This window comes from Fulvivirga ligni (genome assembly GCF_021389935.1).
Taxonomy (GTDB): Bacteria; Bacteroidota; Bacteroidia; order Cytophagales; family Cyclobacteriaceae; genus Fulvivirga; species Fulvivirga ligni.
The window spans coordinates 6153239-6172620 of record NZ_CP089979.1; the positions used below are offsets into that span (position 1 = coordinate 6153239).

Consider the following 19382-nt stretch of genomic DNA (forward strand, 5'->3'; position numbering starts at 1 on the left):
GATAAATATTCCTTCTATACCATTTGACTTTAACCTGGCTACAGTCTATATAAATACAAATGGTCGCAGAAGTATCAACCTCCTACGACCATTTATGTTTAGAATAACTACTACTGGCAGCTACTCGCCTTCGCCAACGGCCTCTATACTTCCCGTACCTAAAAAGCCTCGTCCTTGAGCAAAATAGACATTGATAGGCTTTTCATTTCGGAGCATATCTAAGGTAGAATGAAACATAGATGAAGGTAAATGCATTCTAATGATCCCATCTGATTCGTAGTCATTTTCGAAAGCCATTCCTGGGTCATTGAATCTCACAAAAGCACATGTTTTGCCTGCTGATGTATATAGGGCTATCTGTGCACGATTAGTTTGGTAGCCTTGCTCGCTACCATAGATTAAAACATGATAATAACTGACTGCTGCCATGGTATTATAAATTAAGGTTGAACAAAAATTAATACTCGAAGTTCAACCTTTTCATTATCCCATAACAGGGGAAAATATCCCGTAGCTACCCCCTATTTTTCCCTTTTTCTCCTGGCTTCATTTTTCATCGCCAGAGAAAGGAAGTAAACAAAGCCACCTGCCACAGTGCCTAAAATACAGATCATAGATATTATTGCACCTGCACTCATTTCACAAAAGTTTTAAAGATGTACTTATTTAGTAATAGACCAGCTATTATTACCAGACCCCACTGAGTAACTATGGATGCGTTACTATACACATCAAACACATTCCAATTACCATTAGCATCAAACCAAGGGTTTTTAGAGAATCCTTGAGACATCCACCAGATGATTAACACCACCGCCAGAAACACATTGAAGATTAGTGCAGACTTAAATAATGATATGGGTATGCTGAAATCAGAATCGGTATCTATATAGTCTTTCTTGAAATCCACCACTCCATATTTTAAGACGGCAATTAATATCAGTAGGCCCGAAATGATTAACCCTAGTCCCCAAACCCAATCCTGATTAGTGAAAATATCCAGAGAATAGGCTGATGGAAAACCAAATATAATGGAGAAAACCAGAGTGCGTACCGCTGCTGATTTTCTGGTAAGTCCCATATCTATCAGGTTGCTAATAAATAACTCCAGCATGGGTAAAAGAGAGCTAAATGCTGCCAGAAAAAAGGCGAGAAAGAATATAAATGATAGTATCGCTCCTCCGGGAATGGTAGCGAATAACTTAGGGATGATAGTAAAAGTTAGTGCCTGATTACCGCTTTGCAAGAAAGATATGGCCTCACCTTCATTAGGTGCTAAAGCGAAAACAGCTGGCAATATTGCCATTCCGGCCATTAAAGAAGCGGTGTTATTACCAAACCCGCCGATGAACGTATTGAGCACTACATCTTCCTTCTGTCTGGAATAAGACGAAATGGTCATAATCAATCCCCATCCTGCTCCCGTAGACCATGCCGACTGTGACAGGGCTTCTATCCATATTTTCGGATCAGAAAAATACTTCACATTGATTGAAAACATGTACTCCAAACCTTTATAGCCATTATCCATGGTTAATGCCATTATAGTGATGAGTATAAGCAGTATGAATAAGCTGGGTATCAATATCTTATTAGCTTTTTCCAATCCGTTTTGGATGCCTTTTATCAATACATAGATCCCAGCAATTAAGGCCACAATATATAAGCCTATAGTCCATGGGCTACTGTATGCTATTGAGTTCCAGAATTCACTGAGATATTCAGGGTTAGCGTCCAGATTATCGGCAATAGTATTTTTACCCTGAAAGAAAGCGAAGAGATTTTCAGTAGCAAGCCCCAGGTATCGAAGTGCCCAGCCAGTTACAACCGCGTAATAAAAAGCAATGCCTAAAGTACAAAGCGTAATGAAAAATCCGCCCCAGGCCAGTCCTTTGCCTCCTACCTGGCCGAAAGAGCCAATTACTCCTTTTTTAAATTTCTTGCCAATGGAAAATTCTGCCATTAAAATGGGTACAGACCAAACTAAAAGAAAGAGTATCCATAAAATAAGAAAAGCGCCTCCGTACTGGCCGGCAAGCCGGGGAAATCGCCAGAGGTTTCCCGCTCCTATAGCCATACCTAAAGAAGCTAAAACTATACCCCAGCGATTACTAAATTCTTCGTTTTTAGACATAGATTGATGTTGAAATACCTCTAATGATAGCCAAATTTTATCAACTATTAAAATGAGATATTTCTAACGGAGTCTATACCTTAAGAAAGGCTTTTAATCTTCGAACAATTCCTGCGCAGGCTGCCCAGTAGCGCCATTTGGCAACATAACGTTTAGCATCATAGCTATAGATGGTGCTATGTCAGTAATAGGATGATACTTCACTGAACTACCATGTTTTACACCATGTCCGTAAAATAACATCGGCACGTGAGTATCATATGAATATGAAGATCCGTGAGTAGTTCCAGTATTCCCATCATGCCTGCCAGATTCTAACCATGACGGCTCTAATGCATAAAGTACATCTCCTGATCTAACCTGATTATAACCTCTGGTTAAAAGGCCTTTAATACCGTTAATATCATAATCCAAATTATGGATAACATAGGCAGGGTAAGTCTCTTTAACTCCGTCTAACTCCATAATATAATGAGCTACAAGATCTTGCACATCATGCAGGCTTTGCTTTTTCTCTAGAATGGTTTTATGGTTTAAAAATACTTGAGAATTGCTCACATTTTCCACCCAATCAGCTTCCCCAAACTGTTCATTTAAGAATCTGTTCAGCTCATCACGTAGGCGGTGCACAAAGTACCCTGAAGGTATTTTGTTATCAGTAAAATACTGAGGCACTTCAGAAACCGCATGATCAGCACTAAGAAATACAGTATAGTTACCTGCACCTACCTGCTGGTCTAATTTTTTAAGGATTTCAGCAATATTCTTATCCAATCTGATATATGTATCCTCTACCTCCATAGAATTAGGTCCAAAACGATGCCCTACATAATCGGTTGATGAAAAGCTCACCGCCAGGAAGTCAGTATCGTCATGCTTACCTAAATTTTCGCCTGAGATTGTAGCCAATGCCATCTCCTTTAGCATGTCGTTTCCAAAAGGCACAGCTGCCAACTGACCAAAATTCTCATTATCCAATTTGTATCCTTTACTTAAACTAGTACCTTGACCATAAAAATCACCTTCATAATTATTTTCGTCAGAGCCCGCCGCAGTGTAGCTTCTTGAAACATTTATTGGCTTCCACTTTTGTGACAATAATTTTTTAGCCCATTTCTTATCATTAAACTTCTGCACCCAGGAAGGAAGCTCATTTTTATAATAAGTACTAGTTATAAAATCTCCGGTTTCAGAATCATACCAGTAAGCTTCTCCAAGGTGGCCAGCAGGAAAAATTGCTCCTCTGTCCTTTATAGATATCCCAATGGTCTTAGCTCTCTTCTGAGTCGCCAACTTCAGTTCATCTGTAATAGTGGTGGTAAGCATATTTCTAGGAGACATCATACCCTTATTAGAAGAACTACCTACAGTTGTTTCCGTGCTATCATAAGCACAGTAGATATGATGCTTTATCTTTTTTGAATACCAATCATTAGCAATAATTCCATGAATTGCAGGAGTAGATCCTGTATACACCGATGTATGTCCTGGTCCTGTATATGTGGGCACATAGTTAAAATGCGCGTTCTTAAACATGAAACCCTCATTGATCAGCCTGTTAAAACCGTCATCTCCAAATTTGTCATTGAATCTATAAAGATATTCCTGACGCATTTGGTCTACGATGATACCTACTACCAGTTTAGGCTTTTCAGTTTGGGCTTTAGCTAATGAAGTGAGGCAAAGAAGTATTGCCAATAAATGGATCTTTTTCATGTCGGATTCTGCGTAAGTAATTGTGGATTACAATTATAAGAAATAATGAACAGAGGAGTGCTAAACCTTAGTTATCACAGTAAATTTTAACATATTCATCATCTTCATAGACCTGCTTATATATCAATTCTCCTTTCGAATTATAATATATAACGATGTAATACTCAGCCTCCTCAATGTGCTTCTCAGTAAAATATACCGGCTTAGCTTTTGTACCTACATTGATAATATCATTGAATGTAGGCGGTACTACTTCACCTCTTACGCTACTGTAAACACCGTATCCGGTTTCTTTCAGAAAAATTGCCACAGTTTCAACTGAATCTTTGCTTACAATGTGAATGGATTTGATGTTTTCATCCACTACTTTATCAATATAAATATTATAAAGTAGCCAATTGAAATCTTTCTTCACTATAGCCACGCTATCACTCCAAAATTGAACCTTCTCATAACCAAACTCACTCAGGCGCTTGTTCTCCTTGGTGATAAACCCATAGCCATCATTTCTTTCTACTACAAATAGCTCCTGATTGTAGGGCTTTATATTTTTATCATATTGCGCATGAATAAGCAGCTTTTTATCTTTTCCATAAAGTCCAAACTTCTGATTTCTTAAAAGGGAAAGATAGCCGTTATTATAATTACCAATAGCTTCATAAACGAAAGGCAACAAAGACTCGCCAGTGCTGGAGATTAATCCCTTATTGTTCTTTGAAACGATAAGCATATTACCTCCCACTGTTTTAACTTCATTAAAGCTCCCACTATAAATCTCTTTACCTTCAGCATTTAATATGCTCTTACTCCTACCATTATCAACTAAAACATATTCCAGAGAATCTACAGCGGCAATTAAACTCAATTGATTAGTTGACTTAAGCAAAACAGATGTGCCTGCCGTATGCAAAACAAGAGAGTCTTTATGATATACGGCCGCAAAATTATTTCCTAACAGTCTTAGAGAATCCTGATCATGTCCGGCAATTCTCTCATTATTTATATCATATAATGACCATAAGCCACTATGATATAAACCCACCCATTTTTTATTCACTACAGCCCGCTCAGCAGGCTCCTTATCAATGGGTCTAAAAGCTTCATTTAACAAATAGCTTTTAGCCTGTTCCTCTATCAAATACCCCTTATCCAATGCTTTTATCTTATAGCCATTAAAAGGTATTATCTCCTCTAATTTTTCATTTAAAACAGCCTCATCATCTCCATTATACAGCCATATATATTTATCATTGATTACATCGTAGTCATCATATTTCATATCAAAATACGTAGGCACATTATTGGCAACGCCTAATAATTGAGATCTATTTTTCACTGAGTATTTGGTACCATTTTCAAAAACATAAAATGGACCATACCGCACAATATCAGTAAATAAAGGCTTCGTAATCATCCTTCCGGAAAAAGTACTTAGTCCCCAGAATTGTCCTTTTTTATAAAGAATAAACTCTCCGTTTAAAATCCTTATTTGGGGAAAGCTTATCGGTAAAACTTTAAAGCCACCCTTCTGAACCAACCCATATTTATTATCCTTTTCTACCTTTAAAAGGCCCATTCCCAGATCTGCCCAACTATCAAAAGCACCTTGATAAATGGACCTGTTATTCAAACCAAAGAGCTGATCCTGACCGGCATAAACACCAGAAATTATCCCACCGCATAACATTTCTGGTCCCAAATCTTCAAGCAACGGACTTAAAATTAATTCACCATCCGCATCCATAAATCCATACTTTCCATTTTCCCTAATCGGAAACAAAACCTTATCCTCTAACTTGTGAGTATACTTTAAAGAGTCATTCATTAAAGATGAGGGCAGTTCATCTCCTCTCTCTTTGAGAATATGATATAAAAAGGCAATCGCCTTATTTCTTAAACCACTCTTATTAAACCTCTGAATGAATGAGAAGTATGATTCTGGGCTATTATCAGCAGTAACTATTTCATAGATATTATTTTCAGCATCCTTGCGGTAGGGTGTATCAGGATTTTTCTCTAAAAAGCTGACATAACTTTCTAAATGACCATCTTTAGTACTAATGTCATAGAATAAGCGCTCATACCTTCTACTGGCTTCCGGCACCTGAATGGCATCAGGATAGGTATTCATAAACTGCTTGTAACTCTCGTATGAGTTAATTTCGCGAGCCTTATTAAAAGCAATCTGATTCCTATTTTTAATAGCCTCAACAGTCTGCCTGGCTCCTAAGAAATGACTAATGAAATAAATAAAAGACTCTTCCGTATTGAGAACGGCTGCTCGGCTATATGCCAAACTATCAATACCACCCTTTAGTATAGCAATGTGGCTGCTATCTATATTAGCCTTGATATGCTTCTCCCGTTCATCTTCCTCCATGAGAGGAAAAATCCGTTCACTTTTAAGCACATAGGCGTATGCAGAATCTACATGGTTATATTGAGAATCCGTCTTAAATAAAAAGTATGATTTAGTATAGTAAGGCGCACTAAGTGCACTATCCTTTTCTAAAGCTTTATCTACCAGTTCAAAGGCTTTTTCATAATTACCCTTCTCGAACTGATTCATGGCTCTGCTACTTAAACCAACCTGTGCCCACCCCTGATGATATCCAACCAGACAACCTATAATAAACAGAAATATCCGCATGAGGCCTCTTTGCCAATTTTGAATCTCAAATATTAATAGAATCTACCATATAATAAAAATCTTTAGGCTCCTTTCTCAGGAATGCTTTCCATACAGTGGAAAAAACAATCTTCATAAATATTATTAAACCGCTGATTATCAATCATATAATTTAAATAAAGGCTTTGGCATATTCTTAGAATAAAAGATTTCAAAACTCGGAAAGATTATGAAGACAAAAGAGAAGATGAAAGTATTTGTTGTAGACGATGATATTTTCAGAACATATTTATACGAACAGCATCTGGTAAATCTCGGCTTTAAAGAGGTTAGCATCTACCACACTGGGACCAGCTGTCTCAACGCACTTACAGAGGAGCCCGATATTATATTCCTTGACTATCACATGGATGATCTGAATGGCCTTGAAGTGCTGCAAAAAATCAAAAGATTCAATCCTAATATTTATGTGGTTTTAATCAGTGGACAGCAATCTATGGAGGTGGCAGTTAAATCTTTAAAGATCGGGGCCTTCGATTATATAATTAAAGAAGAGGAAGAACTCAATAAGATTGAAGAAGTGGTTGAAAAGATCATTAAAGTGAACAAGCTACTTCACACCAAGAATAACCCAAAACCAAATCGTGTACATTCTCTAGCAGGCATTGTATTGATAGCAGCTATTGTATGCGGCATGGTATACCAGTTTTTACATTAGTAAACACTTCTAAACCTATGCAAACCAACTACCACATATTACTCATTATATTCATGCCCTTATTTTTAGGTTCATGCACTCAGAACCTATTCAATAATAAGTCAGAAGGCATTGATCCAATATTCCATCAGCAGGAAGAAATCATCTATAATATAAAAAAGGATGACAAAATAAGCATAAGCATCTGGGGGCACGATGATCTTGGAGTGGGTTCTATTTATGGTATTTACAACTCTAACGAAGTATATGGCAAATGGCTCATGGTAGACCAAAATGGTTTTATTGATGTGCCTAAGCTAGGCCAATTTCAAATACTTGGATTAACTGTAAGAGAAGCTGAGATAACATTAACTGAAAAATTTAGCAAGTGGATAAAAGATCCAATCATTAATGTTAAAGTGCTGAATAAAGAAATTACAGTATTGGGCGAGTTCATGTCACCCGGCAAAATCCAGATCCAAAAAGATGAAAATAAGCTAATTGACCTTCTTGGTTCAGCAGGCGATTTTGATTACTACGCAGACAAATCTGATGTACAGGTAATAAGACAAGTAGGTGAAGAGACCTACATTGCTCATGTGGATCTTACCACTATGGAAGATTACCATCTAAAAAATATTACGCTCATTCCTGGAGACGTGATCTACGCTCCGGCCAGAAAAGGTAAAGCCTTTGATAAGAAAATCACTACTCTGATTCCAATAGGGTCAGCTGTTAGCACATTAGCCATCATTGCAAGTTTTATACTGGAACCATGAAAGAGTTGACCAAAAAGTTTCGCCTTTTGAGGCCTCTTCTCAGAGGGCTTCCTATTATAGTGGTCTGCTTTCTAATAGCTGTTAACATAGCCTCTAGATACCTCAGATATGCCACTCCAAAATATGAAAGTGCTGCAAAACTAAGACTTGCTGATAACAACGAAGGTCCTACCAGCACCATGCTATATAAAGATTTCGACATTTTCACTAATAAGAATAAAATCGGGGCAGAGATCGAAGTAATTCAATCGAACCACATCATAAACAGAGCCCTAGATAGTGTAGACTTTGATGTTCAAACCTACCGGGTAGGTAAGATGAGCACTTCTGAGCTTTACAAGGAAAGTCCATTCATAGTTGACTACAGTCAACTCCTTCCTGAGTTCAAAGAAAAGATATTTTCACTTACAGTCCTTACCAAAGACTCTATTAAGTTAGCCTGGGGAACTGCCAAGCCAATCAGAACTGTTTTTGGAGAAAAAATTCACTTTGAAGGTGGCATACTCACCATAAATCAAAATGAAAAGCTATTATCTCAACGTCCAAATTTAAAGCTAATAGATCAGTATCAATTCAAAGTTAGAGATCGTGCCAAACTGATTAAAGAAGTTGTGAGCGGACTTGATATTATCTCTATAGATAAAGACATCGCCATATTAAGAGTAGGGTATCAGCATGAAGTCCCTCAAAAAACTGCAGACATGGTAAATAGCCTTTGCCAGGCATATATCGATGACTATGAAGACGATAAGTTTAAGGCTACTAATACTACAGTAGAATTTCTAGATGAGCAGTTAGCTGAAATTGGAAATAGACTAAAAGCGTCTGAAAATGACATAGAAAACTACCGTAATACCAAAGATATCATTAATGTACGCCAGGAAACTGAAACTGATCTAAGGCAAATATCTCAAATGAGAATTCAGTTGGCTAACCTTAAAATGAACCTTACTGCCATTGACTCCTTGTATGCCTACATCGAAGCAGGGAAAGCCAATTTTCTGGAACTAGCACCTACATTTGAAGCCTTCAATGATCTTTTGTCTACTGAAATGGTAAAAAACCTTAAAGCTTTGCAAGCAGAACGCAAGGAGCTATTGACCATTTACACTGAAGAGGATGAAAAGGTAAAGCTGGTAAACGAAAAAATTGATGACATAGCCGCGTATTTGGTTGAGAGCATTAAGAATACCAGAAATAACCTCAATATAAAATATAACCAAATCAAAGATGCGATAGCTAAAGCCGAAGAGGCATTTATTGGTCTTCCCTCCAAAGAGAAGGACATGACTATTTTAGAGCGTAACTTCATGCTCAATCAAAAGATTTATAATTTTCTTCATGAAAAAAGAACAGAAGCTGAAATAGCTAGAGCTGCTTCTATTTCATTTCATAGAATTATTTCTCGTGGTGAGATTCCTTCAAAGCCTGTTTCCCCAAATAAAACGCTTATTATGTTTGTTACGGGGATTCTTGGTCTTGGATTTGGCGTAGCATCTATACTCATAGTGCATTCCATGAAAGCCAAAGTGAATGACACCATTACCATTGAAAAAAATTCTGATCTTCCTATAGCTATTGAAATACCTAAGTTTATCAAACCATCTACTATTGAAAGAGGATTTCAACAGCTGGGAATTAAGCTTGAGCTAAAAAGCTTCTTCAGGCCAGGCAATGTAGTATGTGTAAGCTCTTTCACTGATCCTGAGGGCCGTTCCTTTTTCGTAGAGAACCTCACCAAATCACTGCAAAAGAGAGGCTTTAATGTAGCAAAAGTAGATGCTTTTGACACCAATTTTGACCGGGATGAGCAGCGTTTAGTATTTCAAAATTTGAGTGCCAGCACCATAAAAATCATTGACAACGTATCCGTTGACGAAGATAATTATTCGCTGATGCTAATGTCCGCTGCAGACATCAACCTCTTCATGCTAGACAGTAGAATTACTCCTGCCAAACGCATAGATGAGTTCAACTTATTGCATGACGAATACAAACTCCCAAATACCTTTTTTGGCCTTAACAGAGCCGATTACAACCCTAGTATCATAAAATTAATTTTCAGAAAAGTCATCCGCTATGGAAGAAAATACGTGGCGCCTTTGATGAAATATATTAGGAGTAAAAAAGCGGTCCAGGCATGATCTCTTTCAGTAAAATATTACGAAATGATAAGCTCATAGTAGTGGCTAACCAAATGACGGTAAGCGGCACTACTTTTTTGACAAATATCATGATAGCCACCATTGCCGGAATCAGTGTTTTTGGAACATTCAGTGCATGGCAAATTTCTCTCCTGCTGGTTTTAGCCTTTCAAATGGCTGTAATTGGGCAGCCTATGCAAGTCTTTATCGGCAGAAAAGATAAGGAAGAACTCAAATCCTATTCTGCTTCTGTACATTGGCTTCAAATCATATTTTTAACAAGCGCAGCTTTCATTTTTATTTCATTTTCACTGATCACCCAATATTTTTCAATATCCATAACTCTTAGCTTTTTAGCATATGGTTTTTTCTATCTTTTTCAAGAGCATTTTAGAAGATACCTGATCGCTAGGGGCCAATTAGTAACCACTTTCATTAGTGATGCCATTTCCAGTGGTGGTCAACTTTTAGTACTTGGCTTACTATGGTGGAACAATATTACCCCCACCTTGGAGATTCTGTTTTTAACCATAGGATTAACCACAGTGCCCGCGGTTCTATTTATTATCATCAAAGAGAGAAATGTTTTTAAGCAAAAGTTTTATCTGACCAAGTATATCAAGGAGCACTGGCAAAATGCACGATGGCTGGTACCAACTGCCCTTATCCAATGGGGTGCTTCCAATTATTTGCTTGCCGCCTCTGCCGTTATTGCCGGCAGTACCGTTTTGGGGGTATTAAGATTGGCTCAAACAGCCATGGGAATATTCAACATAGCCATTCAAGGTTTGGAGAACTATTTACTTCCCTACATGAGCAAACTAATAACTGGCGGTACCGATAGTGCGCTGGACTTCACTTTCCGTATGATTAAGAAAATATCATTATTAACAGCACCAATTTTAATTTTGGCAGCCTTGATGGCCGAACCCATTCTTGAGCTGGTCAATACTGAATACACTCAGTATGCATCTCTGTTAAGGTGGTGCTGTTTGCTTTACATCATTATATTATCCTCTTTCCCTGTAAAATTATTCATTAGGGTTTTAGGCGATTCAAGACATTATTTTATTGGTTATGCCATTAGTTTGGCCGTATCTGTACTGACTGCTCAATGGCTTATTTCCCACTGGGAGGCAGTAGGCGTGGTGATGGGTTGGTTGCTCAGTCAACTTCTTATCAATGTGTATTGGACAATTATTATCACAAAAACGAAACAATTAAGTTGGACACTAAAGTAATTCACATAGTATTAGGGAAAGCGAACCCCGCGAGAATGAATGGGGTGAACAAAGTTGTTCATGAGCTTGCAACCCATCAGGCCATGGCCGGCTGGAATGTAGAAGTTTGGGGTATAACCAAAGACATCAATAGTGAGACTCCAGACCGTGAGTATACGCTCAGGTTATTTCAGGCATATAGAAATCTCTATAAGGTTGATGAGAAGATTATAGAAGCTCTAAAAAAGGAAGACGCTCAACACACAACCATACATTTGCACGGAGGTTTTATTCCCACATTTTACACACTGGCAAAACATTTAGTAAGCATCTCTCTACCATATGTGTTCACACCTCATGGTAGTTATAATCAGATAGCTTTAAGAAGAAGCTTTTACCTAAAGAAAATATACCTTAAAATTTTCGAAAAGGATTTGGCCAATAATGCCCAGTATGTGCACTGTCTAGGAAAGAGCGAGGTGATAGGTACAAAAAAACTCTTCAAGAGAGCTAAGACATATCTTATGCCTTATGGATTTAAATTAACTGAAGAGGCATACCGAACTCCTCCTATGAATGAAAAATTTATAGTAGGATTCTGCGGCAGAATAGATACTTACACTAAAGGTTTAGATGCTCTCACAGAAGGCTTCCTAAAGTTTGCCAATGTAAACCCTAACTCAGAATTATGGATCATTGGAGATGGTGGTGATTTACAATCTTTAAAAAGGGAAATAGCACCATTTAGTAATGGAAAAATAATTTTTTGGGGCAGTAAATACGGTCAGGAAAAATTAGACCTCTTAAGTAAGATTAACGTCTTTGCTCACCCATCACGAAACGAAGGTCTTCCTACTGCAGTACTAGAAGCTGCGTCTCTTGGTAAGCCTACCATAATTACAGAAGCCACAAATCTGGGAGATGCTGTTTGCTCTTATAAATGTGGCTATGTAATGCAAAAAACTAAAGGCAAAGAGCTTTATGAGGGCCTCATGTATATGAAAAACAGAATAGAGGAAGACCCTAAAGCCATGACTGAGGAAGCCATTAAAATGGTATCTGAGGCTTTCGATTGGTTTAATCTTTTGGATGGATATGCTAAAATGTATGCAATAACTCATGCAGAAGCAGCTTGACATAGAGCAGTTCTCAAAAAAAATCTATCTCATACTGACCATAATTATGGCCATAAAGATAGCCGGTTTCTTCACTTGGAGTGAGAATGTGGCTATCACCAGGGTTTTTAAGGTCTTTAGTAGGATAGCTATGACTATAGCTGCCTATTATGTTTTCAAATACATCATTAAAAAAGGAGCCGTAGACTCATATAAGTGGGATAACGTTTTTGCTCCTCTGTTATACGGCGGATATTTATTGCTTGGTTTCACCTCATTTATGTGGTCCACCAAGCCCAGCCACAGTTCTCTACAGTGGTTCATGGATCTTGAAAGCTTCGTTTTTTGCTATTATTTCATGAAGAGCTTTGAGCTACTTGATATATTTTTCCCAAAGGCCAATGTTAAATTCTATCATATTTTGGCCAACGCTTCTTTCCTTATCATCCTCATTTTCATTATTGGATTGATGATAGCTCCCGATGAGTTTTACCGCATGACTCACGGAGGTGAAGAAGCAAGATTGGGAGGTTATATGATGAACCCCAACGAACTTGGAATGCTCTGCGTAGTAAGCATTTGCTGTTACATATTCAATTTATATCGAAACCACAGAAAAGTATGGACCATCATCAAAATTTTATTGGTTCTATACGCTCTGATATTAACTGGTTCAAGATCTTCCATGATTGGCTTTCTGCTGGTAGTGTTCTTCCATATTCGCCAATCTGATAATATCAAGTTAAAGCTTGCCATTAATGTAGGTGCCGTATTCTCCATACCAGTAATTGTCCAAACCATTTTCATTAAGCAAGGTGATGTTGAGGAGGTTCTTAGTATGACGGGTCGCTTGCCTTTCTGGACCGCTCTCTTAAACGAAGGCCTTCCTCGCGAGCCCTGGTTTGGTTTCGGCTTTATGCGTATTGCCTACAAAGATTATTTTAAAGGCGTTCATACCTATGCCGGACAAATGACTCATAACACCTTCATACAAGTAGTTATGAATTTGGGTTTTGTAGGTTTCGGGCTGGTTCTATTACAAATGATTGCCACCATTAGGGGCTTTTTAAATGTAGATGACAAGGAGAAAAAATTAATGCTTTTAGGCGTCCTCATTCCTATAATCATTAATTCATTCACTGAGTTTGGCATATTTGGAGAAACAAATTATGGCATCCTATTCTACCAGCTACTAATATTTGGAATATCTTTTCGCTATCACCCTATTCTTTCCCGCTCTGAAAGATTATTTCTGAGGCGCCGGAGGCCTGACTTTGTTATTCCATAAGATGGAAACCAGTTCCTATCAAAGGAAATTTAAATACATCGGCAGGCTCACAATTATCTAAATTTCAACCACTTACAGCAAAATCAAACAATGGCATCTCATTAGATAGTCCATTGGTATGAAAAACCGACGCTTAAACATAGATGATTATAAGATTGTAGAGCAAGTATTTGCCTCTTTCGCAATCCGCTTAGCAATAGAGCCTAAGGCCAATCATAAATCAGAGTCTTTCAATGTATTCAAAAATCCTGATGGATCGGTGAGGTGGTTATGGCCATCAAATGCCAGGGAGGCTAATTTCTTACAATTTTACAGCGTCAATACCTGGAAAGCATACCTATTTACTATGCTCGTAAAGCTGGTGTTCTTCTTCAAAATTCAAAGGTTAATATTTCAGCGCGTAGAACTATTCATTCATTCAAATGACATAGTGGATTGGGGAATGATGAAGTTTAATCAGTTTACCGTTTTCACTGGAACTCCGGGGAAATACAGAAAAGCAGTTTGCTTCCATTATGAAAAGGAGAAACCTGTATTCAGCAAAGTAGCACTTACAGGAGCTTCATTAGTAGCATTAGCAAAAGAATACAAGGGTTTGCTTACCTGGAAAAAAAGAATAGATGGAATAAATATTCCTGAAATTCTCGATTATTCTAACCCTTCAAAGATCACTATATCATCGATAAAATCCGAGGAAACTAAAAAGATAGAAGCTTACAGTCAGGACCTTCTTAATTATCAATTGAAATTAAGTGAAACCACCGAAAAAGCGTTATATCTTAATAATTCTACCTACTATTTTGATATACAAAAACTAATTCCAGAACTCCATTATCTGGATCAATCCAAATTCCCCCATGGCTTAAAGAATAAGCTCATTAATACATTTGAGAGACTTGATACATCTCAGAAATTTCAATTTACTTATAGCCATGGTGACTTTACGCCTTGGAACAGCTACATCAATAATGATCAGTTTTATTTGTATGATTTTGAATTCAGCAAAACTGAAGCGCCCTTATACTATGACATCATACATTTCCACTTTCAAAAAGAAATCTTAGTTAATCATAATTTCAATGGCTTTAGTATCTGCACAAAAATTGCTGATTTTCTTAATGAGGAGCCTAGAGATGTGGTATATAAATACATTGAGTTATACCTGCTATATCAAGTTTCTTATTCACTACTCATGTATCAGGAGCAGGAAGTATGGCACACTCAGATTACGTGGCTTTTAAAAGCCTGGGATGATGCCTTAACAGAAGTAGGACCTCAGCACCAGGACATAAGACAAGCTCTTGTCTCTGATGTATTGGACAGAATATTTTACACAAAGCATAGCCTATTAAAATCAATAGATGAAAATCCGTATGAATTAAACATCAAGTCTGATTTAGACATTTTGATAGATAAAAAACAAGCAAATGGTATTGTTGAATACTTCAAAACTCACCCATTTGTAGAAAGCACTAATATCAGGAAAAAGTCATTTATGACTTCTATTGATTGCTTCACCATTAATGGCGGCTTTCTATCAATTGATCTATTATTTGAACTGAAACGCAAGGAACTGATCCTGGCAAGCAGCAAAAACATTCTGGAGAATTCCAGAAAAACATCTTACGGAATTCATGTTCCTGACATAGTTAATGATTTCAAGTATATTTTTAATTTCTATATCTTAAATGGAACAGACGTACCAGAAAAATATATAACATATTTCAAGAACCAGAGAATGGATGATAAGAGTAAAATCATCATTGAGGTTTTGGAGAGGTATAAATTAACTACTAGTAAATTTGAGGATCTTTTCACCTATTCGGAGGAAACTAGGAATAGTGTTCTAAAAAACCTTCATAGGATTTACTTCAACCGAAGCATTCATCGGGTTGGCAATAAAGTGACATATTTCACTGATACGATTCGTCAATTTTTCAATAGATCAGGCATTGTTATAACCTTTAGTGGTGTAGATGGCGCTGGTAAGTCTACCGTAATTGATCATGTGAAATATAATCTTGAAAAAGTATATCGTAAAAATGTGGTGGTTTTGAGACATCGACCAAGCATTTTACCTATTCTGAGTGCCTGGAGATATGGTAAAGCCAAGGCAGAAGCCATTTCCGTAGCCAAACTACCCCGACAAGGTGACAATAGCAATAAATTATCATCCTTTGCCCGATTCCTATATTACTACATGGATTACATTGTAGGGCAGTGGGTAATTTACTTCAAATATCTAAGAAGGGGCTACATAGTATTGTATGACCGCTACTACTATGACTTTATAAATGATGCCAGGAGATCAAACATTCAGCTTCCTGAATCCATTGTGAAATCCTTGTACACATTCGTATCGAAGCCTCATTACAATTTCTTCTTATACGCTGATGCTGAAGTAATTACAAACAGAAAGAAAGAATTATCAAAACCTGTTATCGAAGAACTCACTCATAAATATTTAAACCTATTTAACCAGCTGTCTAGTAAATATAGAAGATCAGAGTTCCGAGCGATGGAAAACATACAGCTGGAGTCTACACTAAGCGGTATTATGAACACCATTAAAACCAAATTGTGATGATCAGATTAGTTGAAAAAATTATACAGCAACGCAACCCACTTTTCAAGCTTAATGAAAGTTTAGATGGCCGAGTTTTATTGGCCTTTATATATCAAACTATCAAATCGCTAGTGAGGGGAATGAAACTATTGATATATCTAAAAGCACCTAAAGGGGCTATGCTAGGAAAAGGAGTACGCTTGAAATTTTCTAATAAGATCAAATTTGGGAAATACTTAAAATTAGGAGACCATGTTGAACTTAACGGACTATCAGTGAGAGGTTTGTGTTTAGGCAACAACGTTAGCATTGGTTCTTTTAGCCGTGTGGTTGTATCCACCACTCTGCAAAATCCTGGTAGTCACATTTCCATCTGTGATAATGTAGGCATCGGCGAATATGCCTATTTAGGTGGAGCAGGTGGGCTCACTATTGAAAATAATTGCATTGTAGGCCAATACTTCAGCTGCCACCCAGAAAATCATAATTATCAAAGTTTAGATGATCTCATTAAAAATCAGGGGGTAAGTAGAAAGGGAATTTACATCGAAAAAGACTGCTGGATCGGCAGTAAGGTAACCATTCTTGATGGTGTTGAAATTGGCTATGGTAGTGTGATTGCGGCAGGATCTGTTGTCACCAAATCATTTCCTCCGCTCTCAATAATTGGCGGAGTACCCGCTAAATTGATTAAAAAGAGAGGACCAGAAGATAAACTAAACGCAGCCTAATATGAAAACAATACTTGTTACCGCATATGCTGTAAACCCGTATAAAGGATCTGAAGATGGCATGGGCTGGAATGGCATTCTACAAATAGCCAAAAATCAGGCAGTAATCGCTGTTACCAGGGAAAACAATCGCCCGGCTGTTGACCAATACTTCAGTGAGCATCCAGAATTAGAGGAAACACATCAACCCATTACTTTTCTGTATTATGATTTACCGAAATGGACCAGATGGTGGAAAAAGGGACCTCTCTTGTCTATGATTTACTTTTACATGTGGCAATTAGGGCTTCCATTTTTCATCAAAAAACAAGGTATGAAATTTGATGTGGCTCACAATTTTAATTTTCATAATGACTGGACCCCATCTTTCCTGTGGCTGCTTGGCAAACCTTTAGTTTGGGGGCCAATTGGCCATCACCCACTTGTGCCTAAACAGCACCTTATGCAACATGGAATTTCAGCTTTTTTAAAAGATAGGGCACTTTGGCTGATGAAGAACGTATTTTGGCACTTAGATCCATTCTTATGGATTACAAAAATAAAAGCTAAAAAAATCATTTGTATGAATAGCTCGGTGGCTACTAAGCTAAATTTATCCAAAGATAAATACATCATTATTCCATCAGTGGCTGTAGAACGGCCTAAAATGGACATCACTCACAAAAAAAAGGAGAAGTTTACGGTGATGATCGCCGCAAGGATGGTCCCTCTTAAAGGATTTGATATGGCTATTCATGCTTTTGCGTCCTTTCTAAATACGTTAGAAGATTCGGAGAAAAGCAAAACCGAGCTTTTACTCATAGGTAGTGGCCCTCTCAACGCAAAATTACAACAGCAGGTAAGTAATCTGGGCATAGAAGCATATTGTCAGTTTATACCATGGATTGAAAGAGTAGATTTATTAAATAAATACAATGATGCCTCAGCCTTTCTTTTCCCTTCACACGAAGGAGCCGGTATGGTAGTCGCTGAGGCTCTATCTTATGGGGTGCCTGTAATCTGTTATGATAATTATGGACCGGGAGAACTGGTTCCTCCATTTTCTCAATTAAAGGTACCTCTCTGCAATTACAATGATGAGATAGAGATTTTTAAAAATAAGTTATTAGACTTATTTTCTTCCATATCTCTTCAGAAACACGAGAGCATTCTGGCTCAGGAGCATTTTAATCATTGGCTGCACTGGGATATAAGAGGAGAGCAATATAAAACCATCTATAACGAGTTATTCAATTATGAGCAGAATATACGCCATTCATTTGCTTAATGACAGAAGTGGAAGTCCATTTGTGTTTCGTCAGGCAATTGAAGCGTTAGTAGAAAGTGGCAATGAAATAATTTTGTACACTTCTGAATCTAACAATGGATTTCTCTCCGATATAGAAAATATTGAATACAACTACATAAGCTACGAATGGAATAAAATAAAGATTATTACATTATTTAATTTCCTAAAAGTTAATCTCTATATACTTCTATCACTATTCTTTAAAATACATAAATCCGACACCATATATATTAACTCTCTATTACCTTTCGGAGGAGCCATAGCTGGAAAATTAAAAGGTTGCAGAGTTATTTATCATATGCACGAGGTTTCAATTAAACCTCGTTTACTAAAACGGTATTTAATAATGGTGGCCAATAGATGCTGTAATTTATGCATCCATGTATCCCATTTTTTAAAAGAAGAACTTTCACTTAAGATCAAGCGCCAGGTCGTGATATCTAATAGCTTGCCTCAAACATTTATTGATAAGGCTTTAGATAATCAAGCACTTAATAAAAGTGATAGATTCACCATACTTATGATATGTTCTCTAAAGGATTTTAAAGGTATCCCTGAGTTTATAAGACTATCTACTGAGCTCCCAGAAATGCGCTTCATATTGGTGCTCAATGCCAGTTTAAATGATGTGGAAAAATACTTCAGCAACTACCATATTCCTAAAAATCTGTATGCTTACCCATCTCAAAAAGATGTACATCCATACTATCAAAGGGCTAGCGTGGTGGTGAATCTTTCACGTACCAACGAATGGCTCGAGACTTTTGGAATGACTGTATTGGAAGGAATGTACTATGGAAAACCTTGTATAGTGCCTACCAAAGGAGGTGCAAGCGAGCTGATCCATGATGATTATAATGGATACAGAATTGACGGAAATAATATTGGAAGCCTGAAGCGATCATTAATGGCAATGGAAGAAGACCCAGGCCTTTATCAAGACCTTTCGGAAAACAGTTTATCAAAAGCGTCCCATTATACACCTACAATTTTCAAAAATGAAATAGTTAAACTTTTTAATGGATAGTCTAAATAATAGATGGTACTTCCATAAAATGGAAAAGTTGAAAATTAA

The 19382-nt window shown here is 37.3% G+C and carries 15 protein-coding genes; 10 read left to right on the forward strand and 5 right to left on the reverse strand.

Going from position 1 to position 19382, the window contains the following annotated elements:
* Positions 1-120: 120 nt before the first annotated feature.
* The 5 genes from LVD16_RS26170 to LVD16_RS26190 form a co-directional block, all read right to left on the reverse strand.
* Positions 121-429: a hypothetical protein gene (locus tag LVD16_RS26170; RefSeq protein WP_233771251.1), complete on the reverse strand. Its 309-nt coding sequence runs from the start codon at positions 427-429 to the stop codon at positions 121-123.
* Positions 430-521: 92 nt separating this feature from the next.
* Positions 522-638: a MetS family NSS transporter small subunit gene (locus LVD16_RS26175; protein WP_233771252.1), complete on the reverse strand. Its 117-nt coding sequence runs from the start codon at positions 636-638 to the stop codon at positions 522-524.
* Positions 635-2134, reverse strand: a complete 1500-nt coding sequence (locus LVD16_RS26180; RefSeq protein WP_233771253.1) for a sodium-dependent transporter — start codon at positions 2132-2134, stop codon at positions 635-637. The genes LVD16_RS26175 and LVD16_RS26180 overlap by 4 nt, the downstream gene beginning before the upstream one ends.
* Before the next feature lie 93 nt (positions 2135-2227).
* The gene (gene pafA, locus LVD16_RS26185) at positions 2228-3850 is read right to left on the reverse strand and encodes an alkaline phosphatase PafA (RefSeq protein ID WP_233771254.1); all 1623 of its coding nucleotides are present in this window, start codon (positions 3848-3850) and stop codon (positions 2228-2230) included.
* 67 nt (positions 3851-3917) lie between these two features.
* Positions 3918-6500 (reverse strand): WG repeat-containing protein, encoded by a 2583-nt coding sequence (locus LVD16_RS26190; protein ID WP_233771255.1) that lies wholly within the window; start codon positions 6498-6500, stop codon positions 3918-3920.
* Between the two features lie 208 nt (positions 6501-6708).
* On the opposite strand from LVD16_RS26190, the gene LVD16_RS26195 reads away from it, so the two are divergent.
* The 10 genes from LVD16_RS26195 (at position 6709) to LVD16_RS26240 (ending at position 19334) form a co-directional block, all read left to right on the forward strand.
* Complete coding sequence (locus LVD16_RS26195) at positions 6709-7197, forward strand: response regulator (protein ID WP_233771256.1); 489 nt, start codon at positions 6709-6711, stop codon at positions 7195-7197.
* Positions 7198-7214: 17 nt separating this feature from the next.
* Positions 7215-7955 (forward strand): polysaccharide biosynthesis/export family protein, encoded by a 741-nt coding sequence (locus tag LVD16_RS26200; protein ID WP_233771257.1) that lies wholly within the window; start codon positions 7215-7217, stop codon positions 7953-7955.
* Positions 7952-10099, forward strand: a complete 2148-nt coding sequence (locus LVD16_RS26205; RefSeq protein ID WP_233771258.1) for a GumC family protein — start codon at positions 7952-7954, stop codon at positions 10097-10099. Before LVD16_RS26200 ends, LVD16_RS26205 begins: the two co-directional genes overlap by 4 nt.
* Positions 10096-11340: a lipopolysaccharide biosynthesis protein gene (locus tag LVD16_RS26210; RefSeq protein WP_233771259.1), complete on the forward strand. Its 1245-nt coding sequence runs from the start codon at positions 10096-10098 to the stop codon at positions 11338-11340. The genes LVD16_RS26205 and LVD16_RS26210 overlap by 4 nt, the downstream gene beginning before the upstream one ends.
* Before the next feature lie 35 nt (positions 11341-11375).
* Entirely contained in the window at positions 11376-12455 is a 1080-nt protein-coding gene (locus LVD16_RS26215) for a glycosyltransferase family 4 protein (protein WP_233771260.1), read from the forward strand.
* Entirely contained in the window at positions 12439-13722 is a 1284-nt protein-coding gene (locus tag LVD16_RS26220) for an O-antigen ligase family protein (protein WP_233771261.1), read from the forward strand. The genes LVD16_RS26215 and LVD16_RS26220 overlap by 17 nt, the downstream gene beginning before the upstream one ends.
* A gap of 118 nt (positions 13723-13840) precedes the next feature.
* Positions 13841-16306: a nucleoside/nucleotide kinase family protein gene (locus LVD16_RS26225; protein ID WP_233771262.1), complete on the forward strand. Its 2466-nt coding sequence runs from the start codon at positions 13841-13843 to the stop codon at positions 16304-16306.
* Positions 16306-17019 carry an acyltransferase gene (locus LVD16_RS26230; RefSeq protein WP_233771263.1) on the forward strand — a complete coding sequence of 238 codons (714 nt, stop codon included), beginning with the start codon at positions 16306-16308 and terminating at the stop codon, positions 17017-17019. Before LVD16_RS26225 ends, LVD16_RS26230 begins: the two co-directional genes overlap by 1 nt.
* Before the next feature lies 1 nt (position 17020).
* Positions 17021-18286, forward strand: coding sequence for a glycosyltransferase (locus LVD16_RS26235; protein ID WP_233771264.1), 1266 nt, complete (start codon positions 17021-17023; stop codon positions 18284-18286).
* The gene (locus LVD16_RS26240) at positions 18255-19334 is read left to right on the forward strand and encodes a glycosyltransferase family 4 protein (protein ID WP_233771265.1); all 1080 of its coding nucleotides are present in this window, start codon (positions 18255-18257) and stop codon (positions 19332-19334) included. The genes LVD16_RS26235 and LVD16_RS26240 overlap by 32 nt, the downstream gene beginning before the upstream one ends.
* The last annotated feature ends 48 nt before the right edge of the window (positions 19335-19382 follow it).